This window comes from Staphylococcus sp. HMSC34C02, assembly GCF_001838705.1.
In the GTDB taxonomy this organism is placed as follows: Bacteria; Bacillota; Bacilli; order Staphylococcales; family Staphylococcaceae; genus Staphylococcus; species Staphylococcus borealis.
Genome location: NZ_KV838572.1, coordinates 109,099 through 134,768, shown reverse-complemented (window position 1 = coordinate 134,768; position 25,670 = coordinate 109,099). Strand labels below are relative to the sequence as shown.

The following is a 25,670-nucleotide window of genomic DNA, read 5'->3' as shown; positions in this document are numbered from 1 at the left end:
TGGGACATAAATAATATAATAATGCTATTTTGCACATTCGCAGTAGCTGACTGTACTGAGAAGGCACTTAATTCAAGCTTTTCTCAGATCTAGTCATCCTTGGGGCCCCAGCAAAGAGAACTTCATCAAGAAATTCTCAAGCAAAGCAAGCTGGGAGTCGGGGCCCCAGCAGAGAGAATTTCATTAAGAAATTCCACAAGCAAAGCAAGCTGGGAGTGGGACGACGAATTTAAAATGAATTCTGTCCCACTCCCTATAAATATATATTGGCAGTGGTTGACTAAAATAAAAGTGCACCCTATAAAGTCAGAATTTAATTCTAATTTTTAGAGTGCACATCAATTTAAAAACACATTTACTGGCTTTTTATTTTTTATATAACCATTCATCAGAACGATATTTTTCTTCTAATTCTTTTACTTCTTCCATCTGCTTATCAGATAAAATAAGTGGTTTAAATTCAATATTTAATCCTTTTTTAAAGCCTTCTTCAAATGCTTTTTCCATTTCCTCAATTGTTATATGTCTATCAGCAATATCGTTGATTGCCACTGCTTTATCTACAAATGCTTTTTTCATTTTATGTTTAAGACGATCATTTTTAAAAGTGAACATGTCGAAAAGTTCATCAACATCAACATCTTGTAATAAAGAACCATGCTGTAAAATGACGCCTTTTTGTCTAGTTTGAGCACTTCCTGCAATTTTTCTACCCTCAACAACTAATTCATACCAACTTGGCGCGTCAAAACATACGGCACTTCTTGGTTGTTTTAATTTTTCTCGTTCTTCTTTTGACCGCGGAATCGCAAAATATGCTTCAAATCCTAGTAATTTAAATCCTTCAAGTAACCCTTCAGAAATAACACGATACGCTTCAGTTACAGTAGAAGGCATATTAGGATGTTCTTCTGACACAATAACACTATATGTTAATTCTTTATCATGAAGTACACCTCTACCACCCGTTTGTCTTCGAACTAATCCGAATCCTTTTTCTTTTACTTTATCAATGTCGATTTCTTTTTTTAATCTTTGAAAATATCCCACTGATAATGTTGCGGGATTCCAAGTGTAAAATCTAACAACAGGATCGATTTCCCCTCTTGATACAAAGTTTAAAAGCGCTTCATCCATTGCCATATTATAATATGGATCGTGACTTCCTGTATTTATAAAATTCCATGTCTCTGTCATAAAACAAACTCCAATCACAATATATAATTAACTAAAGAAAATATTAAATTTTACATATAAAACTTTGATAAAAATAGCTAATAAAAAATTTTGATAAATTTAGCTAACAGTCTTATAATTATAATATCGGTTAATTAGGGAGGATGCAATATGAATGTATCTTTGATTATAGCTTTAGCTATTATAGTCATTATTATTTTATATATGCTTGGAAATTGGTTTATGAATAAACGAGCAGTAACTGAACTTGAGCAAAATGAATTTCATAAAGGTTTAAGAAAAGCTCAAGTGATTGATGTTCGTGAAAAAGTAGACTATGATTACGGCCATATAAACGGCGCTCGCAACATTCCAATATCAATGTTTAGTCAAAGATATCAAGGTTTACGTAAAGATCAACCAATTTATCTTTGTGATGCAAATGGTGTTGCAGGTTATCGTGCAGCCCGTATTCTTAAAAAGAATGGCTATAAAGATATTTATATGTTAAAAGGCGGATACAAAAAATGGACTGGTAAGATTAAAACAAAAAAATAATCGTATGTCTGTTATGAACTCTTAAAGATAAAATCTTTAAGAGTTTTTTTACGCCTTTAATGTAACAAATCTATGCGTATTATAATAATTTCTCTTAAATTGTGTTAACAATACGTATAATTTCAAAGTACAAATTTATGTATATAAATAGTCCCTATAACCATTTATAAGGTTACAGGGACAAGAATTGAATATTATTCTTTTTCTTCGTGAAGGTTTTCAAATTTCAATACAGGCTTACGTGCAGCAGTAGTTTCATCTAATCTATCAATGATTGTACTGTGTGGTGCTTCTAAGACTGTATCAGGTTCATTTTTAGCTTCTTCAGCAATTTCAATCATTGAATCAATAAAGTAATCTAATGTTTCTTTAGATTCTGTCTCAGTTGGTTCAATCATCATACCTTCCTCTACATTTAGTGGGAAGTAAATTGTTGGTGGATGTACGCCGAAGTCTAATAAACGTTTAGCCATATCTAAAGTACGAACACCATGTTCTTTTTGTTTAGATCCACTTAATACGAATTCATGTTTACAATATTGTTCATATGGAATTTCGTAGTGGTCTTTTAAGCTAGCTTTAATATAGTTAGCATTTAGAACTGCTGCTTCAGAAACCTCTCTTAAACCTTCCGCACCCATTGTTCTAATATATGTGTATGCTCTTAAATAGATACCAAAGTTACCATAGAATGGTTTAACTCTTCCGATAGAGTTTTTAATATCATTATCATATTTGAATGTATCTCCATCTTTGATTACCATTGGTTTTGGTAAATAACTAGCTAATTCTTTTTTTACACCAACTGGTCCTGAACCAGGGCCACCGCCACCGTGAGGGCCAGTGAATGTTTTGTGTAAGTTTAAGTGTACTGCGTCAAATCCCATGTCTCCTGGACGTACTTTATCCATGATGGCATTTAAGTTTGCACCATCATAGTATAATAATCCGCCAGCTGCATGCACAATTTCTCGGATTTCCATGATGTTTTTCTCGAAAATACCTAGTGTATTTGGGTTTGTTAACATGATCGCAGCAGTGTTTTCGTTAACAACACGTTTTAAGTCTTCGATATCAACTTCGCCACGTTCATTTGATTTAACAGTAACAGCTTTAAATCCAGCAAATGACGCAGATGCAGGGTTTGTACCGTGTGCTGAGTCAGGAACGATTACTTCATCACGGTGACCTTCACCATTATCTAAATGGTATGCTTTGAAAATCATTAAAGCCGTCCATTCACCATGCGCACCTGCAGCTGGTTGTAATGTCACTTCATCCATACCAGTAATTTCTTTAAGTTCTTCTTGTAAACTGTATACAACTTCTAAAGAACCTTGAACTTGATCTTCTTCTTGTAATGGATGTGATTCAGCAAATCCAGGAATACGAGCTACTTTCTCGTTGATTTTTGGATTATATTTCATAGTACAAGATCCTAAGGGATAGAAACCTGAATCAACACCGAAGTTTTTATTAGATAATTCAGTATAGTGACGTACTAAATCTAATTCAGCAACTTCAGGAAATTCCGCTTTGTTTTTACGGATAAATTTATCGTCAAGAATACTCTCAACTGAATCTGTTTTAATATCGCTTTGAGGTAATGAGTATGCATATCTACCTGCTCTTGATCTTTCAAAAATTAATGGACTTGATTTACTTACTACCATTTAGCTCACCAGCTTTCTTAACAAATGTATCAATTTCATCTTTAGTTCTTAATTCAGTAACAGCAATTAGCATATGGTTTTCGAAGTCTGTTGAAGCTTCTCCTAAGTCAAAGCCTCCAATGAAACCTTCCTCAGCTAGCTTTTTATTTATATCTTTGATTGGTTGGTCGAATTTAACAACAAATTCATTGAATGAAGTACCATCAAGAACTTCAAAACCGTTGTCTTTAAATTGTTTTTTAGCATAATTTGCGTGTTCTAAGTTTTGAACTGCAATATCATAAATACCTTGTTTACCAAGTGCTGACATAGCAATTGATGATGCAAGTGCGTTTAAGGCTTGGTTAGAACAAATATTTGAAGTAGCTTTATCACGACGGATATGTTGTTCACGAGCTTGTAAAGTAAGAACAAATCCGCGGTTACCTTCATCATCTTGAGTTTGTCCTACTAATCTACCAGGAACTTTACGCATTAATTTTTTAGTTGTAGCAAAGTAACCACAATGAGGTCCACCAAATTGTGTTGGGATACCAAATGGTTGTGTGTCTCCGACTACGATATCTGCTCCGAATGAACCTGGAGGTGTTAATAATCCTAAAGCTAATGGATTAGCATAAACGATAAATAATGCTTTTTTACCTTCGATAAATGATTGGATTTTTTCTAAATCTTCAATAGAACCATAGAAGTTTGGATATTGAACTGCAACTGCTGCAGTTTCATCATCTACTGCTTGTTCTAATTTTTCTAAGTCTGTAATTGTACCATCTAAGTCAACTTCTACTATTTCAAATTCTTCTCTAACTTTAACGTAAGTTTTTAGTACTTGAAGAGCTTGATAATGAAGTCCTTTAGAAACTACGATTTTATTTTTCTTAGTGTGATTAAATGCTAAGATACAAGCCTCAGCAAAACTTGTGATGCCGTCATACATAGATGAGTTTGCTACATCCATATCTGTTAATTCACAAATTAATGTTTGGAATTCAAAAATAGCTTGTAACTCACCCTGAGATATTTCAGGTTGATATGGCGTATAAGCTGTATAGAATTCTGAACGAGAAATCATAGCATCTACAACTGCTGGAGCATAATGATCATACACACCTGCACCTAAGAAAGACGTATGAGTTTCTTTAGTTACGTTTTTATTAGCAATTGTATTCAATCTTCTTAAAAGTGAAGTTTCAGCTTCACCACAAGCAATATTTAAGTCTCTATTTAATAAGATATCCTCTGGCACATCTCCAAATAATTCATTAATTGAACTAGCGCCAATTTTATCTAACATTTCTTTTTTATCTTTTTCTGTTAATGGTATATAACGATGACTCACAATACACACCCCTTAATTATTTTTCAATTTGGTTTTTCTTAACAATTTTAGCTTTGAGTTGTCTTTTACGTACTTGAACTAAAAGTTCACGACCCATTTCAAACTCATCTCGCTTAATGATTGCCATTGCGATAGATTTACCTGAAGATGGTGCTTGTGTACCTGAAGTAACTTCACCAATTTCATTACCGTCAAGGTCTAATACTGGATAGCCAGTTCTAGCAATACCTTTATCAAGTAATTCTAAACCAACAGTTCTACGTTCTGAACCATTTTCTTTTTGGTCTTTTAATACTGATTTACCAATGAAATCTTCTTCAATTAATGGTTTAGCAGCAAAGGCAATTCCGCCTTCATAAGGTGTAATAGATTCAGTTAAATCTTGACCATGTAAAGGTAAGCCAGCTTCTAATCTTAAAGTATCACGTGCACCAAGACCACATGGTACTACTTTATGTTCAATAAAGCCGTTCCAAATATCTACAGTATCTTTTGCATCACAGTAGATTTCGAATCCGTCTTCACCTGTATAACCAGATTGAGATAAAATAACATTTTTTCCAAATAAAGTAACATCTTGTTGGAAATCAAATGGTTTCATTTCACTTACATCAATATCGACTAATTCACTAACTAAATCTCTTGCTTTAGGTCCTTGAACTGCTAATTGACCAAATTGATCAGAAACATTTGACACTTCAACATCGAATTTAGATGCATGTTTTTCAACCCAAGCAAAGTCTTTATCTGTGTTAGCAGCATTAACGATTAATAAATAATCATTATCGCCAACTTTATATGTTACTAAATCATCAATAATACCACCCTCTTCATTACATAAAGCAGTATATTGAGCTTTAGTGTCAGTTAGGTTATTAGTATCGTTTGAAAGTAAGTATTGGACAAATTTACTAGCATCATTGCCTTTAATAGAGATTTCTCCCATGTGGCTTACATCGAACATACCTATTTCATATCTAACTGCGTTATGTTCTTCTTTGATACTTGTAAATTGAACAGGCATTGCCCATCCACCGAATTCTACAATTTTTGCACCACTATCTACATAATTTTGATACAATGGTGTTTTTTTTAATTCGCTTGTCATTAGAAAACCCCCTATATTTTTTATAAAAAACAGAGTAGCAAATAGCTACCCTGTTTATACACTTAATCCAGGAATGCGTAACAGTATTATCCTTTTGCCTGAGAGTTTAGTAGTTAACTTGCACCTTCGGCGATAAAAATGATGATACTTTAAATTAAGTAAAATATTTTTATTCTCTCTAATACTGATCAACCGCAAGATAGATAATTTATAATATCATTATAAATTTCTTTGATTGTTTTATCACTATTCACTTTCATGAATGCGATTTCATTATATCTTGAAATCCTTGATAAATACAAGTTATTTAACTGTTTTTTAGATTTATCAATTGCATTTGGTCTATGTTTATCGTTCAAAACTCTTTTGAAGATAATATCTATGTCACAATCTAGCCAAAAAATGTATTTATACTGTTTTAAATAATTTAATGATTTAGAGTATTCGATAATACCACCACCAGTAGCAATGACATCATATTTTTGTGTACATTCCGATAAATATTTATACTCTAATTCTCTAAATCCTATTTCTCCGATATCTTTAAAAATGTCAGGTATTGTTTTATTTTCTCTGATTTCAATGTAAATATCTAAATCTATGAAACTCAATTGTTTCTCTAAGGATAAATATTCTCCTATAGTGCTTTTACCTGTACCCATAAAGCCAATAAGTATTATTGGTGAATTTTTCTTATTCAATAGCCTCACCTTTTGTCAAATAGTTGATTAATTTGTTGGTCATAAAAACTACTCATGTTATGAATTGTCTTCAATTTTAAACTATATTGAGTTGTATAAAAAGTGATGACAGACAAATAAATAATAAAAATTAGCAAAGTGTAAGTGCTCATGAACCCACTAAACTTATATAAAGAGTGTTTTGTCATAATAATTCACCTCATTTCCAATTCTTAAAATTACTTCTATAATTCCTCGTTGCCTAGATATAAAATTCGCGTCTAGTACATTATTTAAGAGCGTGATATTTCCTTTACTATTGCTTTCAAAAATAATCTTATGATTCTGGAACTTAATATAGTCATTTTGATGTTGTCGTTGAATCATAATAGTATGATTGTTTATCAATTTCATAGTAATTGTTTTAGAATTAGTCATTTTATTTAGGTCTACTTGAAAAAATGAATATTCGGACTGATCAAATTCATAAGCGTTAATTAAATATGTATCGGTCAAACGAATTAAATTTGGCATTACAGTTAAAATGAGGATCGTAATGAATAAAGAAATAAGCATTTCAATAAATGTAAAACCTTTAATTACTAAGTCGGATGCAAACTTTTCTCTTTGCTGAATTATTGTTATTACATATCGTATTTTTGTAAAGTTTAATTTCATTTTTCCCTATGTTAATTCCTTTTTTGAGTTCATTAAGGCTGTAATATTTATGACTAGTCATGATTGCATGTTTCATATCTAGCATATCGTATTGGTTTCGCAAATTGACATTGAATTGTTGTAATAGTGGCAAAAAAGTTAAAGTGATGACTGACATCACCATAAAACTAAATAAACTATCAATTAATAGACTTCCTTTAACTTGATAATTTGACAAAACGTATCCTTCCTTTATCTATATGGAAAATTATTCTGTAAAAGTGTGTTTTATATTTTAAAATAATTGATCCAAAATGATTTATTTTCCCTTCATTATTAAATGTGAGTGTTTGTACTTTTGCAACAGAGCTTATCTTTGCTCCAAATAAACTTAATGTGTACTTTTTTCCATTCTGTTCTATCACTTTCATTTCTGAAGCATTCTTATTAAGTACTATTGTGATAGATTGATTTTCGGCAATTGCTTTTGATTTAAGATATTCAAATTGAGCAATAATATTATTGATTTTTAATCTACTCTCAAATAAATTTAAATGATTTGTTTTATAAATATATGGGGAAATGCTTAAGAAAATGATTAAAATAATTAAAGTGAGTAATGTTTCAAGTAGTGTAAATCCAGGCAATTTATTAATTCGCAATTGCCTCACCATTTGATATAGAAATAGTTTCTCCAGAGCGACATTGTTTTTGTCCGTCTTTTATTAAACCTTCTGCAATAAGTTCATTTATATTAGTTGGGGCACGATTATGCTTTAGAGTATAGGCTTCTATCTGACTATTTACCATTTTTACTTGTGCCTCACAGCCTGTGGACTGTATATGAGCAGTTTGTTTAGCAATATTGGGAATGATTAATATTAATAGAACGCTAATAATGAGCAATACTAATAACATTTCAATAAGTGTAAAGGCTTTTAACTTCTTCATATTTTTAACGGTTCTCTTCATATAAAACTCCTTATTATTTAATATTTTGCATTAATTGAAACATAGGTAGCATTATAACTAAGTACAAACTAACAATGAATATGCCTAAGAATAGAAAAATAATGGGTTGAATCACTTTAGTATGTTGAACAGATTTTTCTTGAAATCGGTTAATGAGTATAGTTGCGTATATTTTTAGTTCAACATCTAATTTGCCACTTTTTTCTCCTTGCTGTATAAATTTAATCAAGTCATCTTGAAAGCAAGGCATCATAGCCAGGCTATTTGCCAAAGAAAGGCCATTATTAGTTTTATCCATTAGAAAATCTCCCAGATAAGTTAAATAGTCATTCTCTTTTTGAGCTAAGTAAGTTGTAACGATGTCCTGTAAACTCACACCGTTCTTATAAAATAAGCTTAAATCATTAGAGAGTTGATACGTTTTAAAAATTTTATAATAATTGTTGATTAATGGTAATGACGATAAAATAAGTACTTTTTTTGAGGTATTCAAGCGAAATAGAATGATGATGAATGATGAAATCGTTATAAGTAAGATGATGAAACTTATAAAGATAATTGTTGGTAAAGAGGTAATCATAGATGTTAAAAATTTTTGATAAAATGATAAATTAACATCCATAGATACGTATAATTGTTCAAATTGAGGGATTACAGTATAATTCAAAACAATAATCATGCACATGAAAACGGTGCATAATAACAATGGATATTGAACTGCTTTAATCACTTTTTGTTTTGCAGATAAGTTTGTTTTCATATATTTTATAGACTCTTCTAAAGCATCTTCTAGAGTTCCATATTTTTGTGAAAAATATACTTGAGTGGTGATTGAATTAGGATAACCTATTAATTGTAAAATATCATAGCATGTTTTACCTGTTTTAATAGATGTCATAATTTTATTATTTAATTCTTTATCTCTGTATTTAAAATATAAATTGATAAATTCAAAACTTTCAAGTAATGTAAACCCACTTTTTAATAAGTTCGTCAGCGTTTCTAGTAAATGTATCATTTGAGCACTAGTTAAATTCTTTGATGGAAAATTAAAAATATTTGTTTGCAGTATCTTCACAAATCGTTCCTTCTTTGGATAATAAATTTAATTGATGTTCAAGATTATTAAAATTATGCGGTAAAGTTTGTTTATGATCAAAAAAATATTCAATTTGATGCCTATCAATCGTTTCACAAATTAGACGTCGTTCGTTCTGTGTTGTTGTAATTAACCTTTGATTTGAAATAATATTGATAGATTGCGTTAATTCTTGTTTTGAAATTCCCATTTCAATTAACCTCAATAGAGCGCCTTTGCAATTAGCAGAATGCATTGTCGATAGAACTAGGTGACCGCTTAAACTTGCTTGAATTACACATTTAGCTACTTCAGCATCTCGTATTTCCCCTATTAAAATTATATCTGGATCACACCTCAATATTGCTTTGAATGAACTAACATAATCAATTCCTGCTTTTTTATTAATGGATACTTGAGTAATGCCTTTAAGTAATTGTTCTACCGGGTTTTCAATAGTGATGACGTTCAAATTTAATTCTTTGTAAGCGTGTAGCACCATCTGATACATCAATGTACTTTTACCAGAACCTGTTGGACCAGTGAATAAAATTAAACCTTGCTTCTTATTTACTAAATGCTTAAAATCTTCAAACGCTTTATATTCTTTCTTAGCTTTAAAATATTGAGGGATTATCCTTATTACACAGCTTTCTAGCCCTAATGATAATGGTAAAGTTGAAATTCTTAAATAGTAAGTAGATTTAGCTTGATAGGTATATCGACCACTTTGAGCAATTTGTTGTGAAGAAACATCTAAACCAGATCTGAATTTCATAAATACGAGTAATTTCTGATATACATCTAAGTTAAAGGTTTCATATAGTTCAAGAGAGTCATTAATTCTAAACTTAATATGTACTTCATCTACTGAAGGGATGAAATGTATATCACTCGCATTTTTTGTAATGGCCTTATTTACAATTTCTCTGAATAGTAACTTCAAAAAAACACCTCCTACATATATAAACGTAGGAGGAAAAGAAATTACTTTATTTTATTGTCCATCTAAAAATGGATTTAACTGTTCATCATCCACAGTTGTATACGGGCCATGACCAGGGAATAATGGTAAATCACCTTCTAATTCAAATAATTTATCTTTAATTGAATCAACAAGTGTTTCATAATCGCCACGATATAAATCTGTACGTCCAATTCCATTATTGAACAAAGTATCACCAACTACTGCGAATTCCTTAAACACATACGTCAAACTTCCTGGAGAATGACCAGGTGTATGAAGTACATTAAACTCAAAATCAGCAATGTGATGTTTTCCTTCGTCTAATTCTAATGGTTTGGCTTCGCTAGTGATTAAAGGCATACCATACTGTTTAAACTTAGCAGAACCATTTTTTTCAGAATCAGTCAGAAAACTGAATTCTTCTTTATGCATGTACAATGGAACATCATATTTATTAATTACTTCATCTAAAGCTGCAATATGATCAAAGTGCGCATGTGTTAATAAAATTGCTTTTAATGGCTTGTTAATTTGATTTAATTTTTTAAAGATTTTATCTGATTCACCAGCCGGATCAATTAAAATAACGCTGTCTTCATTCTCGACAAAGTACGCATTAGTATCTACTAATCCTAAACTCAAGCTTGAGATTCTCATATTATTCTCCTTGTTTATCGATATGTTTCTGCACAGACTTTAATTTGTCGTTCATTTTACGTGTTTTGTCTCGTCTATCGTCTATTCGCAAGTTTGTGCATACTCTATCTATACCTTTGTTGAATGGTAATTCATGAATTGCTTGTACTACTTCAAACAAGTCTTTTAGATCGCCTTCAATAAGTGTATTCATAGGTGTTAATTGATAATCAATTTTACCTTCTTGCTTAAATGATTCAAGTTTCATTTGTATTTCTGCAATATATTTACTAACACTTGGACCTTCAGTTCCAACTGGAATAATAACAACATCGACAATTGCCATTATTTAACACCATCCTTTTCTAGTATATATGTTTTAATTAGTCCTGCTGCACCAGTGATGCCAGCGTCGTTACCTAGTTGTGCTTGTACAATTTCTGTATCCTTCTGAGCAGGAGTGAATGTTAAGTTGTGATACTCTGTTTTAATGTTTTCAATTAAAATTAATCCAGCAGTAGACATACCACCACCTAAAACAATATATTTTGGATTACTTGTTGCGCTAATAATACTACATAAGTATGCAATATGATTTGCAACTTTTTCAGTAATAAAAATACAGAATTGGTCTCCTGCTTTAGCTGCATCAAATACAGCTTTAGCTGTCACTTTATTTTCTTTAATTAACGGTAATATTGATGATTTAAATGTTAATTTAGGATAATAGAAATCAATTAAATTAACAACTCCCGTAGCTGAGGCAACGGTCTCTATACAACCAGATTTACCACAATTACAATTAAAGCGTTGGTCAAAATCAGTTCGGATATGACCTATTTCTGCGCCAGAACCATTATGACCATGTACAAGTTCACCGTTTGAGATAATACCGCCACCTAAACCTGTACCTAAAGTGATTGCAACGACGTCATCAGCACCTTGACCTGCACCTTTATGCTTTTCTCCTAAGGCTGCTACGTTAGCATCATTATCTACATAAACTGGACAGTTAACAAATTCACTAAATATTTGACGAACATTAACATTTCCAGGCCAATGTAAATTGACTGCCCCATTAACAATACCTGTTTCGAAATCAACAGGACCCGGCACACCTATCCCGACACCGATCACATCATCGATATTTAATTGATGTGTTGCAAGTGTTTCTATAAATGAATCATAGATATTCTTTAATAAGGTTTTACCCGTATGGTCAGACGTATCTGTTTTGATTGACCATTTGTGTAGTTGCTCAAGCTCACCGTCGAATATACCAAGTTTACAAGTTGTCCCACCAATATCAGCTGCTAAAATAATATTTTTCATTTATGCTCATTCCTTCTTTGGTTAATTAGTAAAATACATTTTAGATATTCATCTTTAGATAATAATTCGTAATGATGTAATGATTTGATTTCTTGTAACATCATTTCATACATATCGTTTGGATTTTTAAAATAAATTATAAAACCATAACGTTTCAGAAGTTGTAATACATCATAGAAATTATTAATTTCTCGATTCATTTGTCTTTTCCAACTCTTTTTTTAAATTTTGATAATTATTATTATTCGAATCAATAGCTAAAGCTTTTTTTACATAAGTGAGTGCCTTTTCATTATCATCAAGCGCTCTATTAGCTATTGCCAATTCATAATTTAAAAGACCGGAATTAGGATGATTTTTTAGTCCGCGTTCCCAATCTGCCATTCCTTCTGCTCTTGAACTTGTTGTAGCTGTTATTAATCCTTTTAAATAATAAGTTCGATCATCATCATAACCTTTATCAATCGTATGATTAACGATTGAACTAGCCTCTTTATAATCATAATCTAAGATGGCATCTTCGATTAATTTATCATATATATTTTGTTCTTTAATAGTAAAAATTCTTACTTGTAAAGCTACAAATAAAACAAGTAATATAATTAAGAAAACCCAAAATAAATTTCGATTTGTCCAAAAATAATAGCCAATTAAGGTAATTAAAACGCCACCAATAAATCCGCCAAGATGTGCCATTATATTAATATTAGACATAAATAATGATAAGACTATCAACACTAATAAGGCGATTAACATTTGGCCAATTACCTTTCGAGTAAACGTCTTACTAACAAACATCATCGCGAAAATAGCGCCTATTAGACCAAAAATTGCGCCACTCGCTCCAACTGAAACAGTATGAATATTAAATGATAGGGATATAAAATTACCAAGTAAACCAGAAATAATATATATGCCTAACATTTTCAATGGACCAACGATTGATTCAACAATTTTCCCGAAAATAAATAATGACAACATATTCATTAAAATATGTTCAAAATTAAAATGTAAAAACATGGAGGTAATCAGTCGATACCATTCGCCATGAACGACATTAAAGTGTACTAAACCACCTAAATCTAATAATTTAACGTCTGAAAAATGGTTTAAATAGAGTATCATAATTAACCATATCAATACATTGACTGTGATTAAGCCATATGTCATTGGGGTGAAACGTAACATATGTTTATCAATTGGATTATTTGATAATACGCACCTTTTATAATAAGTAGAAAGCTTGTTATCTTTTTTGAATAATAACTTAGTTAATAACTGTTGATGAATCAATTTGTGTAAATCATTGTTATTAGCGATGCGTACACACTCTATTTTAATTGGACTAGATTCAGCGAATTCATCATACTGAAATGCTTGTTCAGTAAAATAATAGTAATTAATGTTTTTTAGTTTGCAATTAAGCTCATTTTCAAATTGCTTGTAATTATCAATCATTTTCGCTTTATCAAACTGAATTTCTTGGTTAGAGACGATCTCTTTTCTAAATATCGCTAGCGTATTCTTTTTTTTATGTATTAGCCAGACTTCACTATCATTTTTATCAATATTAACAAAGTCAAAGTTATAATATTTAATAAAATAATAGATAGACTTCCAGAAGTATTTTTCTGTATCCATTAATTCCTCCAAATATAATTAAGTATTAAAGATGATTAGTTCGTCAACAGGTTGGTCATGAGACTCAATATCGAACTGTGATAGTTGCAAGTCATAGAGTAAGCTAACAGTACTAGCTTCAGACTGACTTAAAAACCGATCATAATATCCCCCACCATAGCCTATACGATAGCCATCATTTCTAAATGCTACACCAGGAACAACTATCAAATCTAGGTTATCAGTGATTTCAGTATCTTCATTAACATATAATAAGCCTTTTTCATCTTTTTCAAGACTATTAAAAGATAATATTTCTTTAAACTTCATTTCTTTCAACTTATAGTTTGTGTCAGGAACGAAGACATGTTTATTATCAGCTAACATCGATTCGATAATTGGGTATGTATCAACCTCATGAGGCATAGATAAGACAATACCTATCCTATTAGCATTTTTATATACTTGACTATTAACCAATTGATTTTTTAACCAAGTGTCTGCTTGTTGTTTGTGTTCTTTGTTTAATTGTTTCATTCGAGATAATATATCTTTTCTAATCTCTTTTTTACTCATAAAATCCCCACCCTTTTAACACTATATATATTATAACGTTATTAAAAGGTGATGTCATTTAGATGAAATAAAAAAGGAGGCAGACGGCATTCTTATGAATGATTGTCTTGCCTCCTTAAAGTAATAAAAGCTGATAAAAACTCTAAACAAGTTCTTATCAGCTTAGTTAGCTACTACAAATTTGCATTGTAGCCTTTAATTATTTTTATAAAGCTTTAGTTAGCTATTATTTAGTTTCACGGTGTAAAGTGTGTTTATTATCACGTGAACAATATTTTTTCATTTCAACACGTTCAGGATTAGTTCTTTTGTTTTTAGTAGAAATATAGTTTCTATCTCCACATTCTGTACAAGCTAATGTTACATTTACGCGCATGTTAAATCCTCCTTACCTTTTCTAAATACGACTTTATTATCATACCACTTAGTACAATAATTGAAAAGTATTATTTTTTATACATTAATAATTTCAATCAATTAAAAGTGAATTGGTTACTTTTTATCATCAAAATAATAATTAATGACGTCTCTACCTAAATCTCCACCATTTAACCATGGTGGTGGAACGGGTTGATTCGTGTAAACAATTGAAAATGATAGTTTAGGATTTTTGATTGGTGCATAACCTATATAAGTTGAATTAACTCTTGATTCACCATCTTGGAATACTTCGGCAGTACCAGTTTTCCCTGCAGAAGGTACTTTTGTTTTGTGGAAACTTGAATAGCCTGTTCCATCTTTTTCATTGAATGCCATTTCAAATCCTTTTTGTACTTCTTTAATTTCATCTTCTGAATTATTTACTTTGTTTAAGACATTGCCTTTAATTTTTTGTTTAACTGGACCGATATCATCACTATTTGTAGCATCATGAATTGCCAAACCTATATGTGGTTGGATTCTATATCCATCATTTGCAATTGTAGAAACGTATTGTGATAACTGGATTGGACTATACGTATCATATTGTCCAATTGACAAATCAAGGTAATTTCCTGAATTATTGGTTAAGGGTTCAATTTGACCTATTGTTTCATTCGGTAAATCAATACCTGTCTTAACACCTAATCCAACTTGGTTAAGCCCTTTTCTTAATTTCTGACCAGCTTCCCTTATATCTGAAGGTAAGCCCATACCACTATAATAAGGATCACCAGCTAATTTCAGTGCGGTTTTAAACATATAAACGTTAGATGAATGCATTAAAGCCTCTTTATCATTAATTCTAACTTTATCATTTTTATTAAAGTATGAACGCTTAGTTAATCCGCCTTTGAAATGCAATGGCTCATCTATCATTTCTTCGCCTACTTTTATAGCGTTATTTTGATATCCTGCTAGTAAAGTTCCACCTTTGACAGAAGATCCAACTGCAAATTGGCCGGTAAAGTTACCTAAATCATAATCAGTAAGATTACCATTTTTATCAATTTGTTTTCCTGCCATTGCTAAAATATCACCATTTTTAGGATTTTGGACCACAATTAGCGCATTATCCATATCTTTAGCACCTTGGCTACGTAACGTTTTTATTTGATTTTCTAATAATGATTCAACTTTTTTCTGTAAATCTATATCAATTGTTAATTGTAAATCATCACCTCTAGAACCAGGATTGATGACTTCAGAATTGATAACTTTGCCAGATTTATCAGTTGTATATTTCATTTCTTTCTTTTTACCACGTAAAATATCTTCATATTGATACTCTAAATAAGATTTTCCGACTCTGTCATTTCTAGAATAGCCTTTAGCTAAATATTGTTCAGTTAATTCTTTAGGAATACCTTCACTAGACGTAGAGACGCTTCCAAATATACTTCTCAAAGTATCTCCATATGGATAGCGACGATCCCAATCCATTGTTGTATTGACACCTGGAAGATTATCTAACTGTTGTGATACTGCAGCATATTCTTTTTCACTTACATCTTCGTTTTTAATTGTTTGTGGATTCATTGTAGAACCAGCAGCCATTTCACGATAAATTGCTAAAATCTGTAAGTCTTTTTTTGATAAACTTTCAATTTGTTTATCGCCGACTTTCTTATATAACTGTTTATCATATTGATCTTGAGTGATACTGCCTTCATTTAGCATCGACATTTCTTTTTTCATCAATGTATCAACTTCATCAGGATGTTTCTGAATCCAAAAATCTTGTTTATCTCTTTCAGTGATTTTATTTGTCTTCATAGAAATTAAAGATGACAATTTTTTAGCAGTATCTAACATATCTTTTTGACTTGTTTTTCGAGATCTAGTGTATGTAATCGTTAGTTTAGATGCGTTATCTACTAAGACTTTTCCATTTCTATCTAGAATTCGCCCTCTAGGTACGGATTCATTTACAGTTATGTTCTCGTCATTTTTAACTAATTGACTGTAATGTGAACCTTGTGCAATCTGTAAATATCCTAATCTTAAAACTATAATTCCAAATATAACTATAATAGCACCAAATACGAAGCTAATTCGTTTATTCATTGTGTGCTTTATTTTTTCATCATTTGACTTTTCTTTTAATCTTTTAAGCAAGATAACCTACCTCAATTATTAAACATGTTTACTCATAAATGATATATGAAAATGAGACATATTACCATCATTTTCATAAAAAAAGTGGCCTCATAAAGAGACCACTTGCTAAATTGAAAAAGCAGAATTATTTTGTTGCATTATATAATTCGTCAACTTTTTCCCAGTTAACAACATTCCAGAAAGCACTGATATAATCTGGACGTTTGTTTTGATATTTAAGGTAATAAGCGTGTTCCCAAACATCTAAGCCTAAGATAGGTGTTTTACCTTCAGTTAATGGGTTATCTTGGTTTGGTGTAGTAACAATTTCTAATTGACCATTATTAACTACTAACCAAGCCCAACCTGAACCGAAACGAGCTGCTGCTTTATCAGCAAATTCTTTTTTGAATTCGTCTAAAGAGCCCCATTGTTCTTTAATTTTATCAACAACAGTACCTTTTTCTTCAGAATTAGGAGTTAATAATTCCCAGAATAATGAGTGATTTAAGTGTCCGCCACCATTATTACGAACAGCTGTTTGAATATCTTCAGGTACACTATCTAAGTTAGCAACAATTTCTTCAATTGATTTAGATTCAAGATCTGTACCCTCAACTGCAGAATTTAATTTAGTAACATAAGTGTTGTGGTGTTTGTCATGATGGATTTCCATAGTTTGTTTGTCAATGTGTGGTTCTAATGTATCTGCTGCATATGGTAAATTTGGTAATTCAAAAGCCATATTTAATCATCCTCCTAAAAATTCGTTACATTTATAATAACAAGTTATTAACAAAGCAACAAAATATTTGCTTGCAACTAATATTAATACGCTTATTATCAACTTACTTATATAATATATCTCAAAAAGGTAGCTTTTAAACATAATACGAGTCAATATTTCGTCATTTTTAGATAAATCCTACTTTTGACCTATATTTCAATTGGTTTCCCACTTAAATAGACTAAAAAAACGGAGTGGACAGAATTTTTCAATTCGTCGTCCACTCCCGGCTCGCTTAGTTTGTAGAATGTATTAATTTAAAATTTATTTTGATTTTTGACATGCTTCACACACACCATAAACTTCTAACTTATGCGTATGAATATCAACATTTGGTAAATAAGATTTAATTTGATCGATTGGGCAATAGTCAATAACTTTAGTGTCACCACAATTTTCACAAATAAAATGATGATGATGATGATTCATGCAAGCGATTCTAAATTTCATTTCTCCATCTAATTCAGTACTTTCAATAATTTTCAAATCTTTAAATAAGTGTAAGTTACGGTAAATAGTATCAAAAGATATGCCTGGATAATTTTTATCTAATTGTTTTTGGATATGCTTAGCATTGATATATTTATCTTCATTAACAAAAACATTTATCATATCTTCACGTTTTTTTGTATATTTCAAACCGTTATCTTTTAAAATTTTAATTGCATCATTTGTATTCATAAGTTATTTCCCCTTTTTAAGTCTTACGGTTGATTTTTGGAATAACATTGTAAGTCCTAATAATAAAACTAATAGTACTACAATAACACCACCAGGTGAAATATTCATATAAAATGCAAGTATAAGTCCTAATATTACTGAGAATTCACCAATTATAACACTTAAAATGATTAATTGTTTGAAACCTTTAGTAATTCGCATAGCTATAGCAATTGGTAATGTTATTAAAGCACTGACTAATAAAATCCCAACGACTCTCATTGAAGCTGAAATAACCATAGCAACGATAACTATAAATAGGAATTGAATCCATTTGGGAATATTTATAACTTTGCTATACTCTTCATCAAATGAAAGAATAAATAGTTCTTTATAGAATAATACGATGAATAACACGACAACTATAGCAATAACGACAACCGTTAATAAATCGCTAAGACTTACTGCACTTATTGAACCAAATAATAAGCCTACGATCTCTTGGTTGAATCCGTCAGCAAGGGAGATGAAAATGGCACTGAGCGCTATCCCAGCACTCATAATAATAGGAATAGCAATCTCTTGATAATTAGAGTATGATGTTCTTAACTTTTCGATTAGTATTGCACCTATAATGGCAAATAATATTCCAAACCACATTGGATTGATAATAGCGAGTGCAGGTGATAAAGTCAATACAAACATACCAAAGGAAATGCCGCCTAATGTGACATGACTTAATGCGTCTGCAATCAAAGATAATCTTCTTACAACAATAAAAGCACCAATCAAAGGTGCAATAAACCCTATTAAAATCCCACTAAGTAATGAATATCTCATGAAGTCAAAATTTAATAACGCATCAATCATGGATATCACCACTAACTTGTTTGATAAAACTGTTCATTTTTAAACTCCTAATATATTAAATTTTAAGCTTCGCAACATTCTCTATTATGTTGATGATCTACAAATTTAACGGGATGACCATATATTTTCGAAATTTCAACTTCATCTAACTTTTTAAATTCTTCAGTCGATCCATGGAAATGTAAATGTTTATTTAAGCATGCTACTTCTGTTGCTGTATCTGCTACAACACCAATATCATGCGTAACTAGTATAATTGTAATGCCCTCATGCTTTAATTGCTCAAGTGTTTCATAGAATTCACTAACATGTTTAGCATCGATACCATTTGTAGGTTCATCTAATACAAGTACGGAGGGATTAGATATTAATGCCCTAGCAATTAATACACGTTGTTGTTGTCCACCTGAAAGTTCTGCAATATTTTTATTGATAAGATGTTGAATATTCAATCTCGTTAATACGGTATCAACTAATGCTTCATCCTTTTTATTGAATCTTTGAAATAACTTCTTCGTTTTTGTAAGTCCACTGAGAACAACTTCTTTAACGCTAGCTGGAAATCCAGCATTGAAAGCTGTAGCTTTTTGTGAAACATAACTAATTTTTAATTCCGATTGATTTTGCTTCTTATATGATTTGCCATCAATATATATTTCGCCTTTTTGTAAAGGCAGTAATCCTAATATGATTTTAAGTAAAGTTGACTTACCAGCGCCATTAGGGCCGACAATTGCCAAAAATTCACCTTTATTTATGTGAATGTTGATGTTATCTAATACTTGCTTATTTTCAAAATAATAATCTATGTTTTTTAATTCAAATACAGGTTGGCTCATTATTTCACCTCGTTTAATACTATACAATTAACTTCATATATTGTAAATAGTAATGTTTACGACTTGTTTTTGTTATTTAGAAAAGGGTGATACAAAATTCATTTAGAATTGATTGTACCACCCATATGGCTAACTAGAGCAATAAAGTTTTATTTTTAGAGTTAGTTAGGTGCTAAGCAATTACAAAGTCAATGCTTAAAACTATCGCTAACTACTTTACAGTATAATACAACTATTGCTGAAGAATTTTATTTTTTAACTCAGAATCGAATTGTTGTGCCTTTAACATTTCAATTTCAAATTTATAAGGTGCTTTCTTATTTTTCTTATCTTCACCGACATAAGGCGTTTCTAAAATTTTAGGAATATCTTTAAAAGCATCATGATGCACTACATAATTAAGTGCATCGAAACCAATGTGTCCGAAACCAATATTTTCATGTCTATCTTTATGCGCGCCTTGTTCATTTTTACTGTCATTGACATGAACCACTTTTATTCGGTCTAAACCAATAATTTTATCAAATTCATTTAATACACCATCAAAATCATCTTTGATATTATACCCTGCATCATGCGTATGACATGTATCAAAACAGATTGATAATCGATCATTATGTGTGACACCATCAATGATTTGAGCAATTTCTTCGAACGTGCGTCCTACTTCAGAACCTTTTCCAGCCATAGTTTCCAATGCAATACGCACATCATTATCATGAGTTAAAACTTCATTTAACCCTTTGATAATTTGTTGAATGCCCTTCTCAGCACCAGCACCAACATGGGCACCTGGATGCAGAACGATGTCTTTGGCACCAAGTGCTTGTGTACGTTCTATTTCATTTTGAAGGAAGTCTACACCTAACTGAAAAACTTCGGGCTTTGTAGTGTTTGCAATGTTGATAATGTATGGTGCATGAACCACTAGATTAGATAAACCATATTTATTCATAACTTCGTGGCCTTTTTCAATATTTAGATCTTCAATGCTTTTTCGTCGCGTGTTTTGAGGTGCACCTGTATAAATCATAAATGTTGATTCACCTAATTTATGCGCTTCTTCAGCAGAGCCTTCTAACATTTTTTTCCCACTCATTGATACATGTGATCCAATTAACATGATGTTCACCTAACCTTTTTTATTATTTTTTCATTGCTGTCTATTTTGTCTCTTACTAAATTGTTTTCTTTCTTGTCTTTTCATTCGTTCAACTTCTTGTTTAAATTTCTTCTTATAACCTGGTTTTACTTTATTTTTAGTCTTACTACGTACTTTATGTTTGACTTCGTTTGTTAAGTGGTCATCTTTTCTTTCACGTTTACGTCGTGTGTTATGCGCTTTAATTGGTGTTAATTCATTATGTTTTACATCAACATTTTCAAAATGGTAGCCTTTATCCTCAATTAACGTAATTAGATTCTCTTCATCAGGACTATAAAGTGTGATTGCTACACCTTTATAGTTACCTCTACCTGTTCTACCAACACGGTGAGTGAAAAAGTCAATATCTTTAGGTACGTCAAAATTAATAACATGACTAACGCCTTCAATGTCTATACCTCGAGAAGCTAAATCACTTGCGATTACAAATTGAAACTCTAAATTACGTATACGTTTCATTTGTTGCTTACGCTCTCTTGGTGTTAAACCTCCGTGTATCATGCCAACTTTAATTCCAGCAGCATTGAGTGAATTTGCCAGTTCATCCGCATTATCTCTACTATTACAGAAAACGATACATAGGTATGGATTTAAAATATCGATTAATTGAAGTGTTTTATCTACTTTTTCAGTTCCTTTAGTTGGAATTAAATAGAATTCAATATTTTTTTTATTTTGAGACTTGGAATCCACTTCTACATATTCCGGATTACTTAGATATTTATTTAAAAATGGTTGTAATGATTTAGGAATCGTAGCACTGAAAACTGCTATATGTGCATTTTCATCTAGGCGTGAAGCAATTAAATCTACATCTTCGATAAGGCCTAAGTCAATCATTAAATCAGCCTCGTCAACAACGAGGTATGATGCCAAATGCGCATGTAAATGACCACTTTGAGCTAAATCATTAATTCTAGTCGGTGTTCCAATGACTAATTGAGGTTGATTATTAGTTCGTTGTCTATCTTTTTCAATATCTGTACCACCTATAAAAAGGCTTACCTTAACCCCTTGTTTAAAACGAGCTAAATGACTAGCTGCTTGATATAATTGCTGCGCTAATTCTCTAGTTGGCGCTACCACAATAGATTGAGGTTCTTTGTTTTCTTCGTCTATTTTATCCATAAGTGGTAATAAAAATGCATGTGATTTTCCTGTACCTGTTTGGGATTGACCTATTAAATTGACGCCTTTTTTAATTCTTGGAATTATTCTATTTTGTATTTCAGTTGGTTTATCAAATTTTAAGTCTTTAATTGCTTCTATAAGTTTTGAGTCTAAATTAAATAATTCAAATGGGTGAGTTGCCATCGATTTGGCCTCCTTAAAATATTCAGTTGAAGTTGTTTTAGTCCAATTTACATGTAGTTGAATGGATCGGTATTGATATTAGAAGCATCAATTGGAAAATCTATACTTTCATCATATAGCCATTGTTCTAATAATTCTTTAAGTCCCTCTCTCATCACATACTCACTGTAATGATTGATATCTAAAATGGTCATACCATACGTTTGTGCATCAAGTGCATCGTGGTGTTTAACATCTCCAGTTATAAAGATGTCTGCGCCTTTGTTAAATGCAAGTGCCTCATAACCAATTCCCGCACCGCCGATGATAGCTACTTTTTGGATACGTTTATTAGCATCGCCTGTGTATCGAACACTTGGGATATCAAGTTCATGTTTTACAAATTTTACAAAGTCTGTTAATGACATCGCATCTTCTAAAATGCCAATTTTGCCAAGACCATAATTTGCCGTTTTAGTCATTTTAATAAAATCATAGACAGGCGTTTCATAAGGATGATTGTCGATAATTGCTTTTTCAGCTAATGCATACTGGCTAGCTTTAATCATAAATTCAATTTTAACTTCATTTACATATTCTATGTTATTCAGCTGACCTAGATGTGGATTAGCATTTCCTACAGGTTTAAATTGGCCTTTACCTTCAGTTTCATAAAAACAATACTCATAATTACCTTCTTTGGCAAGTCCATGTTGATCAAGACGATCTTTAAAGTTTTCTACATTATCCTTAGGTATATATGTTTGAACTTTATAATACGTTTCATTCTCTTGATTTAAAAATTGTATATCTTGCAATTTTAATTTATTAGCCAACATTTGGTTAACACCGTAAACGTAATTGTCAAGATTTGTGTGCAACGCAATAAGGTTGATATTGTGACGAATTATTTTTTGAATTAATTGACCATAGCCATCATCAATGATTGATTTTACCCCTTTAAAAATTAAAGGATGGTGAGCGATAATCGTATTATAGCCTTTGTCGATAGCTTGGTTAACGATTGCATCTGTACAATCCAACGTCGTTAATATACCATTGATTTCAGATTCATGATTACCTATGAGTAATCCAACATTGTCCCAATTCTCAGCTGTCTCTAATGGCACATGTGTATCGATAATAGACATTAATTGTTTAATTTTCATTATTTAACACCTCTGTAATTAATGATATATCCTTATCTATCTCTTTAAGTCTCTCATGATGTAACTCTGAATTCAATTGATTACGAATGTGATTTAAGGCTTCTAATTCATGACGCCATTTTTTATAAAATATTTCATTTTTATTTTGTAATAATTTCGGCCCAAATTTTAATTCTTTTTTGTCTAAATGATCCTGATGATCCATATGCGCTGCAACCACAATTTCATAGATATGTCCTTTCTCTTCCATAATGACTTCTTCTATAATTTGGTAATTCAGTGTCATGAGCGTGTATCTTAATACTTCAGTTTGAATATTACTTTGTAAGATTAATCTAGGACCATTTGCTAAATGAATGCGCCCTTCATTCAATATCCTTGCTATAAGCGGACCACCCATGCCACAAATGGTTATATTTTGAATAGATTCATTCTGACGAAGTACACTTAATCCGTCCCCTAATCGAACATCGATAACATCATTGAGCTGATTTTCTGACACATTCTTTTTCGCTGCTTCAAAAGGCCCTTTTATGACTTCACCTGCAATAGCATGTGTAATTAGACCATGTTGAATCGCATAGATAGGAAGATAGGCATGGTCTGAACCAATGTCGGCTAAGTTTCCTGGAACAAGATAGTTGCACACAGTAGTTAATCTTTGGTTTAAAGTTATCATAGATATCTCCTTTACTATAAAAAGAGACTGGGACAAAGTTAAGTGTCTCAGTCTAGCATTTTTCTAAAGCACATTATAGTAACACCTATAACAAAGTGTAATCATTACTAATCCAACGCGTTTATAAGTGTTCAATCTATAATGAGCAATGAAAAATAAATCAATTTAAACTCGAATTATTTTATTTATTAATCCATAAAGTCTTTTAGTCGCTTGCTACGACTTGGGTGTCTAAGCTTTCTTAAAGCTTTCGCTTCAATTTGACGAATTCTTTCACGCGTAACTCCAAAGACTTTACCAACTTCTTCAAGTGTTCGCGTTCTACCATCATCTAAGCCGAAACGTAATCGTAGAACATTCTCTTCACGATCAGTAAGTGTATCTAATACATCTTCAAGTTGTTCTTTTAATAGTTCATATGCAGCATGATCAGATGGACTTTGCGCTTCTTGGTCTTCGATGAAATCACCTAAATGACTATCATCTTCTTCGCCAATTGGTGTTTCAAGAGATACCGGTTCTTGAGCAATTTTAAGAATTTCGCGTACCTTTTCTGGTGGTAAGTCCATTTCTTCCCCAATTTCTTCAGGTGCTGGATCACGACCTAAATCTTGTAATAATTGTCTTTGAACACGAATTAATTTATTGATAGTTTCAACCATGTGTACTGGAATTCTGATTGTACGGGCTTGGTCAGCAATCGCTCTAGTAATTGCTTGTCTAATCCACCAAGTAGCATATGTTGAGAATTTAAACCCTTTACTAAAGTCGAATTTCTCTACTGCTTTGATTAATCCCATATTACCTTCCTGAATTAAATCAAGGAATAACATGCCACGGCCTACATATCTTTTTGCAATACTTACAACAAGACGTAGGTTAGCTTCTGCTAAACGAGACTTAGCAATTTCATCACCTTGCTCAATACGTTTCGCGAGTTCAATTTCTTCTTGAGCACTAAGTAGATTTACTCGCCCGATTTCTTTTAGATACATTCTGACAGGGTCATTTATTTTAACGCCAGGAGGAGCACTTAAATCATTAGGATTTAAGTGCTCATCAGTATCTGAGCTATCTTTCTCATTTACTAAACTGATATCATTATCATTTAATTGGTCAAAGAAATCGTCCATTTGATCAGAATCCATGTCGAAATTTTGTAATTTTTCGGCTATTTCTTCATGGCTAAGGTGACCTTCCTTTTTCCCTTTTTCAATTAATTGTTTTTTAACATCTTCTAATGTTAATGTCGGATCTATTGTTTGTTTTTTAATTTTAACTTGGTTATCAGACATGAAAAGGCCTCCCAATAGTAA

Annotated in this window: 26 protein-coding genes, 1 pseudogene and 1 riboswitch; of the genes and pseudogenes, 1 reads left to right on the top strand and 26 read right to left on the bottom strand. The window is 31.4% G+C overall.

The genetic code is table 11. The features are described 5' to 3' along the window. Positions 1 to 366: 366 nt before the first annotated feature. Positions 367 to 1,197 carry a lipoate--protein ligase family protein gene (locus HMPREF3239_RS05420; RefSeq protein ID WP_070854975.1) on the bottom strand — a complete coding sequence of 277 codons (831 nt, stop codon included), beginning with the start codon at positions 1,195 to 1,197 and terminating at the stop codon, positions 367 to 369. A gap of 150 nt (positions 1,198 to 1,347) precedes the next feature. Here HMPREF3239_RS05420 and HMPREF3239_RS05415 point away from each other — a divergent pair, with 150 nt between their 5' ends. Continuing rightward, positions 1,348 to 1,734: a rhodanese-like domain-containing protein gene (locus HMPREF3239_RS05415; RefSeq protein ID WP_011275678.1), complete on the top strand. Its 387-nt coding sequence runs from the start codon at positions 1,348 to 1,350 to the stop codon at positions 1,732 to 1,734. 194 nt (positions 1,735 to 1,928) lie between these two features. Here HMPREF3239_RS05415 and gcvPB read toward each other — a convergent pair whose 3' ends face one another. The 25 genes and pseudogenes from gcvPB to rpoD all read right to left on the bottom strand — a co-directional run bounded on the left by gcvPB (position 1,929) and on the right by rpoD (position 25,649). After that, positions 1,929 to 3,407, bottom strand: a complete 1,479-nt coding sequence (gcvPB, locus tag HMPREF3239_RS05410; protein WP_070854974.1) for an aminomethyl-transferring glycine dehydrogenase subunit GcvPB — start codon at positions 3,405 to 3,407, stop codon at positions 1,929 to 1,931. After that, a complete protein-coding gene (gcvPA, locus tag HMPREF3239_RS05405) occupies positions 3,394 to 4,746 on the bottom strand; it encodes an aminomethyl-transferring glycine dehydrogenase subunit GcvPA (protein ID WP_070854973.1) in 1,353 nt (450 codons plus the stop codon). Before gcvPA ends, gcvPB begins: the two co-directional genes overlap by 14 nt. Before the next feature lie 16 nt (positions 4,747 to 4,762). Further along, entirely contained in the window at positions 4,763 to 5,854 is a 1,092-nt protein-coding gene (gcvT, locus tag HMPREF3239_RS05400) for a glycine cleavage system aminomethyltransferase GcvT (RefSeq protein WP_053029491.1), read from the bottom strand. A gap of 76 nt (positions 5,855 to 5,930) precedes the next feature. After that, a riboswitch (glycine riboswitch) is annotated at positions 5,931 to 6,046 on the bottom strand. After that, the gene (locus HMPREF3239_RS05395) at positions 6,043 to 6,516 is read right to left on the bottom strand and encodes a shikimate kinase (RefSeq protein ID WP_070855000.1); all 474 of its coding nucleotides are present in this window, start codon (positions 6,514 to 6,516) and stop codon (positions 6,043 to 6,045) included. (Overlaps the previous riboswitch by 4 nt.) 893 nt (positions 6,517 to 7,409) lie before the next feature. Then, a complete protein-coding gene (comGD, locus tag HMPREF3239_RS05385) occupies positions 7,410 to 7,862 on the bottom strand; it encodes a competence type IV pilus minor pilin ComGD (RefSeq protein ID WP_256323741.1) in 453 nt (150 codons plus the stop codon). Continuing rightward, positions 7,843 to 8,163: a competence type IV pilus major pilin ComGC gene (gene comGC, locus HMPREF3239_RS05380; RefSeq protein ID WP_070854970.1), complete on the bottom strand. Its 321-nt coding sequence runs from the start codon at positions 8,161 to 8,163 to the stop codon at positions 7,843 to 7,845. Before comGC ends, comGD begins: the two co-directional genes overlap by 20 nt. Positions 8,164 to 8,176: 13 nt before the next feature. Beyond that, positions 8,177 to 9,241 carry a competence type IV pilus assembly protein ComGB gene (gene comGB, locus HMPREF3239_RS05375; protein WP_070854969.1) on the bottom strand — a complete coding sequence of 355 codons (1,065 nt, stop codon included), beginning with the start codon at positions 9,239 to 9,241 and terminating at the stop codon, positions 8,177 to 8,179. Next, the gene (comGA, locus tag HMPREF3239_RS05370) at positions 9,213 to 10,187 is read right to left on the bottom strand and encodes a competence type IV pilus ATPase ComGA (RefSeq protein ID WP_070854968.1); all 975 of its coding nucleotides are present in this window, start codon (positions 10,185 to 10,187) and stop codon (positions 9,213 to 9,215) included. Before comGA ends, comGB begins: the two co-directional genes overlap by 29 nt. Before the next feature lie 51 nt (positions 10,188 to 10,238). Next, a complete protein-coding gene (locus HMPREF3239_RS05365; protein ID WP_053029497.1) occupies positions 10,239 to 10,865 on the bottom strand; it encodes an MBL fold metallo-hydrolase in 627 nt (208 codons plus the stop codon). A gap of 1 nt (position 10,866) precedes the next feature. Further along, positions 10,867 to 11,190, bottom strand: coding sequence for an MTH1187 family thiamine-binding protein (locus HMPREF3239_RS05360; RefSeq protein WP_053029498.1), 324 nt, complete (start codon positions 11,188 to 11,190; stop codon positions 10,867 to 10,869). Continuing rightward, the gene (locus HMPREF3239_RS05355) at positions 11,190 to 12,176 is read right to left on the bottom strand and encodes an ROK family glucokinase (RefSeq protein WP_053029499.1); all 987 of its coding nucleotides are present in this window, start codon (positions 12,174 to 12,176) and stop codon (positions 11,190 to 11,192) included. The genes HMPREF3239_RS05360 and HMPREF3239_RS05355 overlap by 1 nt, the downstream gene beginning before the upstream one ends. Continuing rightward, positions 12,173 to 12,376 (bottom strand): YqgQ family protein, encoded by a 204-nt coding sequence (locus HMPREF3239_RS05350; RefSeq protein WP_053029500.1) that lies wholly within the window; start codon positions 12,374 to 12,376, stop codon positions 12,173 to 12,175. Before HMPREF3239_RS05350 ends, HMPREF3239_RS05355 begins: the two co-directional genes overlap by 4 nt. After that, on the bottom strand, positions 12,360 to 13,817 hold the full coding sequence (locus HMPREF3239_RS05345) for a rhomboid family protein (protein WP_070854967.1): 1,458 nt from the start codon (positions 13,815 to 13,817) through the stop codon (positions 12,360 to 12,362). Before HMPREF3239_RS05345 ends, HMPREF3239_RS05350 begins: the two co-directional genes overlap by 17 nt. Positions 13,818 to 13,835: 18 nt before the next feature. Then, positions 13,836 to 14,372, bottom strand: coding sequence for a 5-formyltetrahydrofolate cyclo-ligase (locus HMPREF3239_RS05340; RefSeq protein ID WP_070854966.1), 537 nt, complete (start codon positions 14,370 to 14,372; stop codon positions 13,836 to 13,838). Between the two features lie 226 nt (positions 14,373 to 14,598). Continuing rightward, complete coding sequence (gene rpmG / locus HMPREF3239_RS05335; RefSeq protein WP_011275661.1) at positions 14,599 to 14,748, bottom strand: 50S ribosomal protein L33; 150 nt, start codon at positions 14,746 to 14,748, stop codon at positions 14,599 to 14,601. A gap of 116 nt (positions 14,749 to 14,864) precedes the next feature. After that, positions 14,865 to 16,910 (bottom strand): peptidoglycan D,D-transpeptidase FtsI family protein, encoded by a 2,046-nt coding sequence (locus tag HMPREF3239_RS05330; protein WP_070854965.1) that lies wholly within the window; start codon positions 16,908 to 16,910, stop codon positions 14,865 to 14,867. 127 nt (positions 16,911 to 17,037) lie between these two features. Continuing rightward, complete coding sequence (locus HMPREF3239_RS05325) at positions 17,038 to 17,637, bottom strand: superoxide dismutase (RefSeq protein ID WP_070854964.1); 600 nt, start codon at positions 17,635 to 17,637, stop codon at positions 17,038 to 17,040. A gap of 306 nt (positions 17,638 to 17,943) precedes the next feature. Then, on the bottom strand, positions 17,944 to 18,360 hold the full coding sequence (locus tag HMPREF3239_RS05320; protein WP_070854963.1) for a Fur family transcriptional regulator: 417 nt from the start codon (positions 18,358 to 18,360) through the stop codon (positions 17,944 to 17,946). Further along, a pseudogene (locus HMPREF3239_RS05315) lies at positions 18,347 to 19,209 on the bottom strand (metal ABC transporter permease). Before HMPREF3239_RS05315 ends, HMPREF3239_RS05320 begins: the two are co-directional and overlap by 14 nt. 62 nt (positions 19,210 to 19,271) lie before the next feature. Continuing rightward, complete coding sequence (locus HMPREF3239_RS05310) at positions 19,272 to 20,048, bottom strand: metal ABC transporter ATP-binding protein (RefSeq protein ID WP_053029506.1); 777 nt, start codon at positions 20,046 to 20,048, stop codon at positions 19,272 to 19,274. A 232-nt stretch (positions 20,049 to 20,280) separates the two neighbouring features. Beyond that, complete coding sequence (locus HMPREF3239_RS05305) at positions 20,281 to 21,171, bottom strand: deoxyribonuclease IV (RefSeq protein ID WP_053029507.1); 891 nt, start codon at positions 21,169 to 21,171, stop codon at positions 20,281 to 20,283. A 30-nt stretch (positions 21,172 to 21,201) separates the two neighbouring features. Continuing rightward, positions 21,202 to 22,527: a DEAD/DEAH box helicase gene (locus tag HMPREF3239_RS05300; protein WP_070854961.1), complete on the bottom strand. Its 1,326-nt coding sequence runs from the start codon at positions 22,525 to 22,527 to the stop codon at positions 21,202 to 21,204. Between the two features lie 47 nt (positions 22,528 to 22,574). Then, complete coding sequence (locus HMPREF3239_RS05295) at positions 22,575 to 23,675, bottom strand: Nif3-like dinuclear metal center hexameric protein (protein WP_053029509.1); 1,101 nt, start codon at positions 23,673 to 23,675, stop codon at positions 22,575 to 22,577. Next, a complete protein-coding gene (locus tag HMPREF3239_RS05290) occupies positions 23,665 to 24,354 on the bottom strand; it encodes a tRNA (adenine(22)-N(1))-methyltransferase (RefSeq protein WP_070854960.1) in 690 nt (229 codons plus the stop codon). The genes HMPREF3239_RS05295 and HMPREF3239_RS05290 overlap by 11 nt, the downstream gene beginning before the upstream one ends. A 188-nt stretch (positions 24,355 to 24,542) precedes the next feature. Next, positions 24,543 to 25,649 (bottom strand): RNA polymerase sigma factor RpoD, encoded by a 1,107-nt coding sequence (gene rpoD / locus HMPREF3239_RS05285; protein ID WP_070854959.1) that lies wholly within the window; start codon positions 25,647 to 25,649, stop codon positions 24,543 to 24,545. Positions 25,650 to 25,670 lie beyond the last annotated feature (21 nt).

Bases quoted from the DNA above. Each gene is read 5' to 3' on its own strand.
- HMPREF3239_RS05355 (WP_053029499.1), bottom strand. From the start codon at position 12,176: ATGAAAAATATTATTTTAGCAGCTGATATTGGTGGGACAACTTGTAAA.
- HMPREF3239_RS05290 (WP_070854960.1), bottom strand. From the start codon at position 24,354: ATGATAACTTTAAACCAAAGATTAACTACTGTGTGCAACTATCTTGTT.
- gcvT (WP_053029491.1), bottom strand. From the start codon at position 5,854: ATGACAAGCGAATTAAAAAAAACACCATTGTATCAAAATTATGTAGAT.
- rpmG (WP_011275661.1), bottom strand. From the start codon at position 14,748: ATGCGCGTAAATGTAACATTAGCTTGTACAGAATGTGGAGATAGAAAC.
- rpoD (WP_070854959.1), bottom strand. From the start codon at position 25,649: ATGTCTGATAACCAAGTTAAAATTAAAAAACAAACAATAGATCCGACA.
- HMPREF3239_RS05360 (WP_053029498.1), bottom strand. From the start codon at position 11,190: ATGGCAATTGTCGATGTTGTTATTATTCCAGTTGGAACTGAAGGTCCA.
- HMPREF3239_RS05415 (WP_011275678.1), top strand. From the start codon at position 1,348: ATGAATGTATCTTTGATTATAGCTTTAGCTATTATAGTCATTATTATT.
- HMPREF3239_RS05345 (WP_070854967.1), bottom strand. From the start codon at position 13,817: ATGGATACAGAAAAATACTTCTGGAAGTCTATCTATTATTTTATTAAA.
- HMPREF3239_RS05310 (WP_053029506.1), bottom strand. From the start codon at position 20,048: ATGAGCCAACCTGTATTTGAATTAAAAAACATAGATTATTATTTTGAA.
- HMPREF3239_RS05350 (WP_053029500.1), bottom strand. From the start codon at position 12,376: ATGAATCGAGAAATTAATAATTTCTATGATGTATTACAACTTCTGAAA.
- HMPREF3239_RS05305 (WP_053029507.1), bottom strand. From the start codon at position 21,171: ATGTTAATTGGATCACATGTATCAATGAGTGGGAAAAAAATGTTAGAA.
- HMPREF3239_RS05420 (WP_070854975.1), bottom strand. From the start codon at position 1,197: ATGACAGAGACATGGAATTTTATAAATACAGGAAGTCACGATCCATAT.
- HMPREF3239_RS05395 (WP_070855000.1), bottom strand. From the start codon at position 6,516: ATGGGTACAGGTAAAAGCACTATAGGAGAATATTTATCCTTAGAGAAA.
- HMPREF3239_RS05300 (WP_070854961.1), bottom strand. From the start codon at position 22,527: ATGGCAACTCACCCATTTGAATTATTTAATTTAGACTCAAAACTTATA.
- gcvPB (WP_070854974.1), bottom strand. From the start codon at position 3,407: ATGGTAGTAAGTAAATCAAGTCCATTAATTTTTGAAAGATCAAGAGCA.
- HMPREF3239_RS05325 (WP_070854964.1), bottom strand. From the start codon at position 17,637: ATGGCTTTTGAATTACCAAATTTACCATATGCAGCAGATACATTAGAA.
- comGC (WP_070854970.1), bottom strand. From the start codon at position 8,163: ATGAAGAGAACCGTTAAAAATATGAAGAAGTTAAAAGCCTTTACACTT.
- HMPREF3239_RS05365 (WP_053029497.1), bottom strand. From the start codon at position 10,865: ATGAGAATCTCAAGCTTGAGTTTAGGATTAGTAGATACTAATGCGTAC.
- HMPREF3239_RS05295 (WP_053029509.1), bottom strand. From the start codon at position 23,675: ATGAAAATTAAACAATTAATGTCTATTATCGATACACATGTGCCATTA.
- HMPREF3239_RS05320 (WP_070854963.1), bottom strand. From the start codon at position 18,360: ATGAATACAAATGATGCAATTAAAATTTTAAAAGATAACGGTTTGAAA.
- HMPREF3239_RS05340 (WP_070854966.1), bottom strand. From the start codon at position 14,372: ATGAGTAAAAAAGAGATTAGAAAAGATATATTATCTCGAATGAAACAA.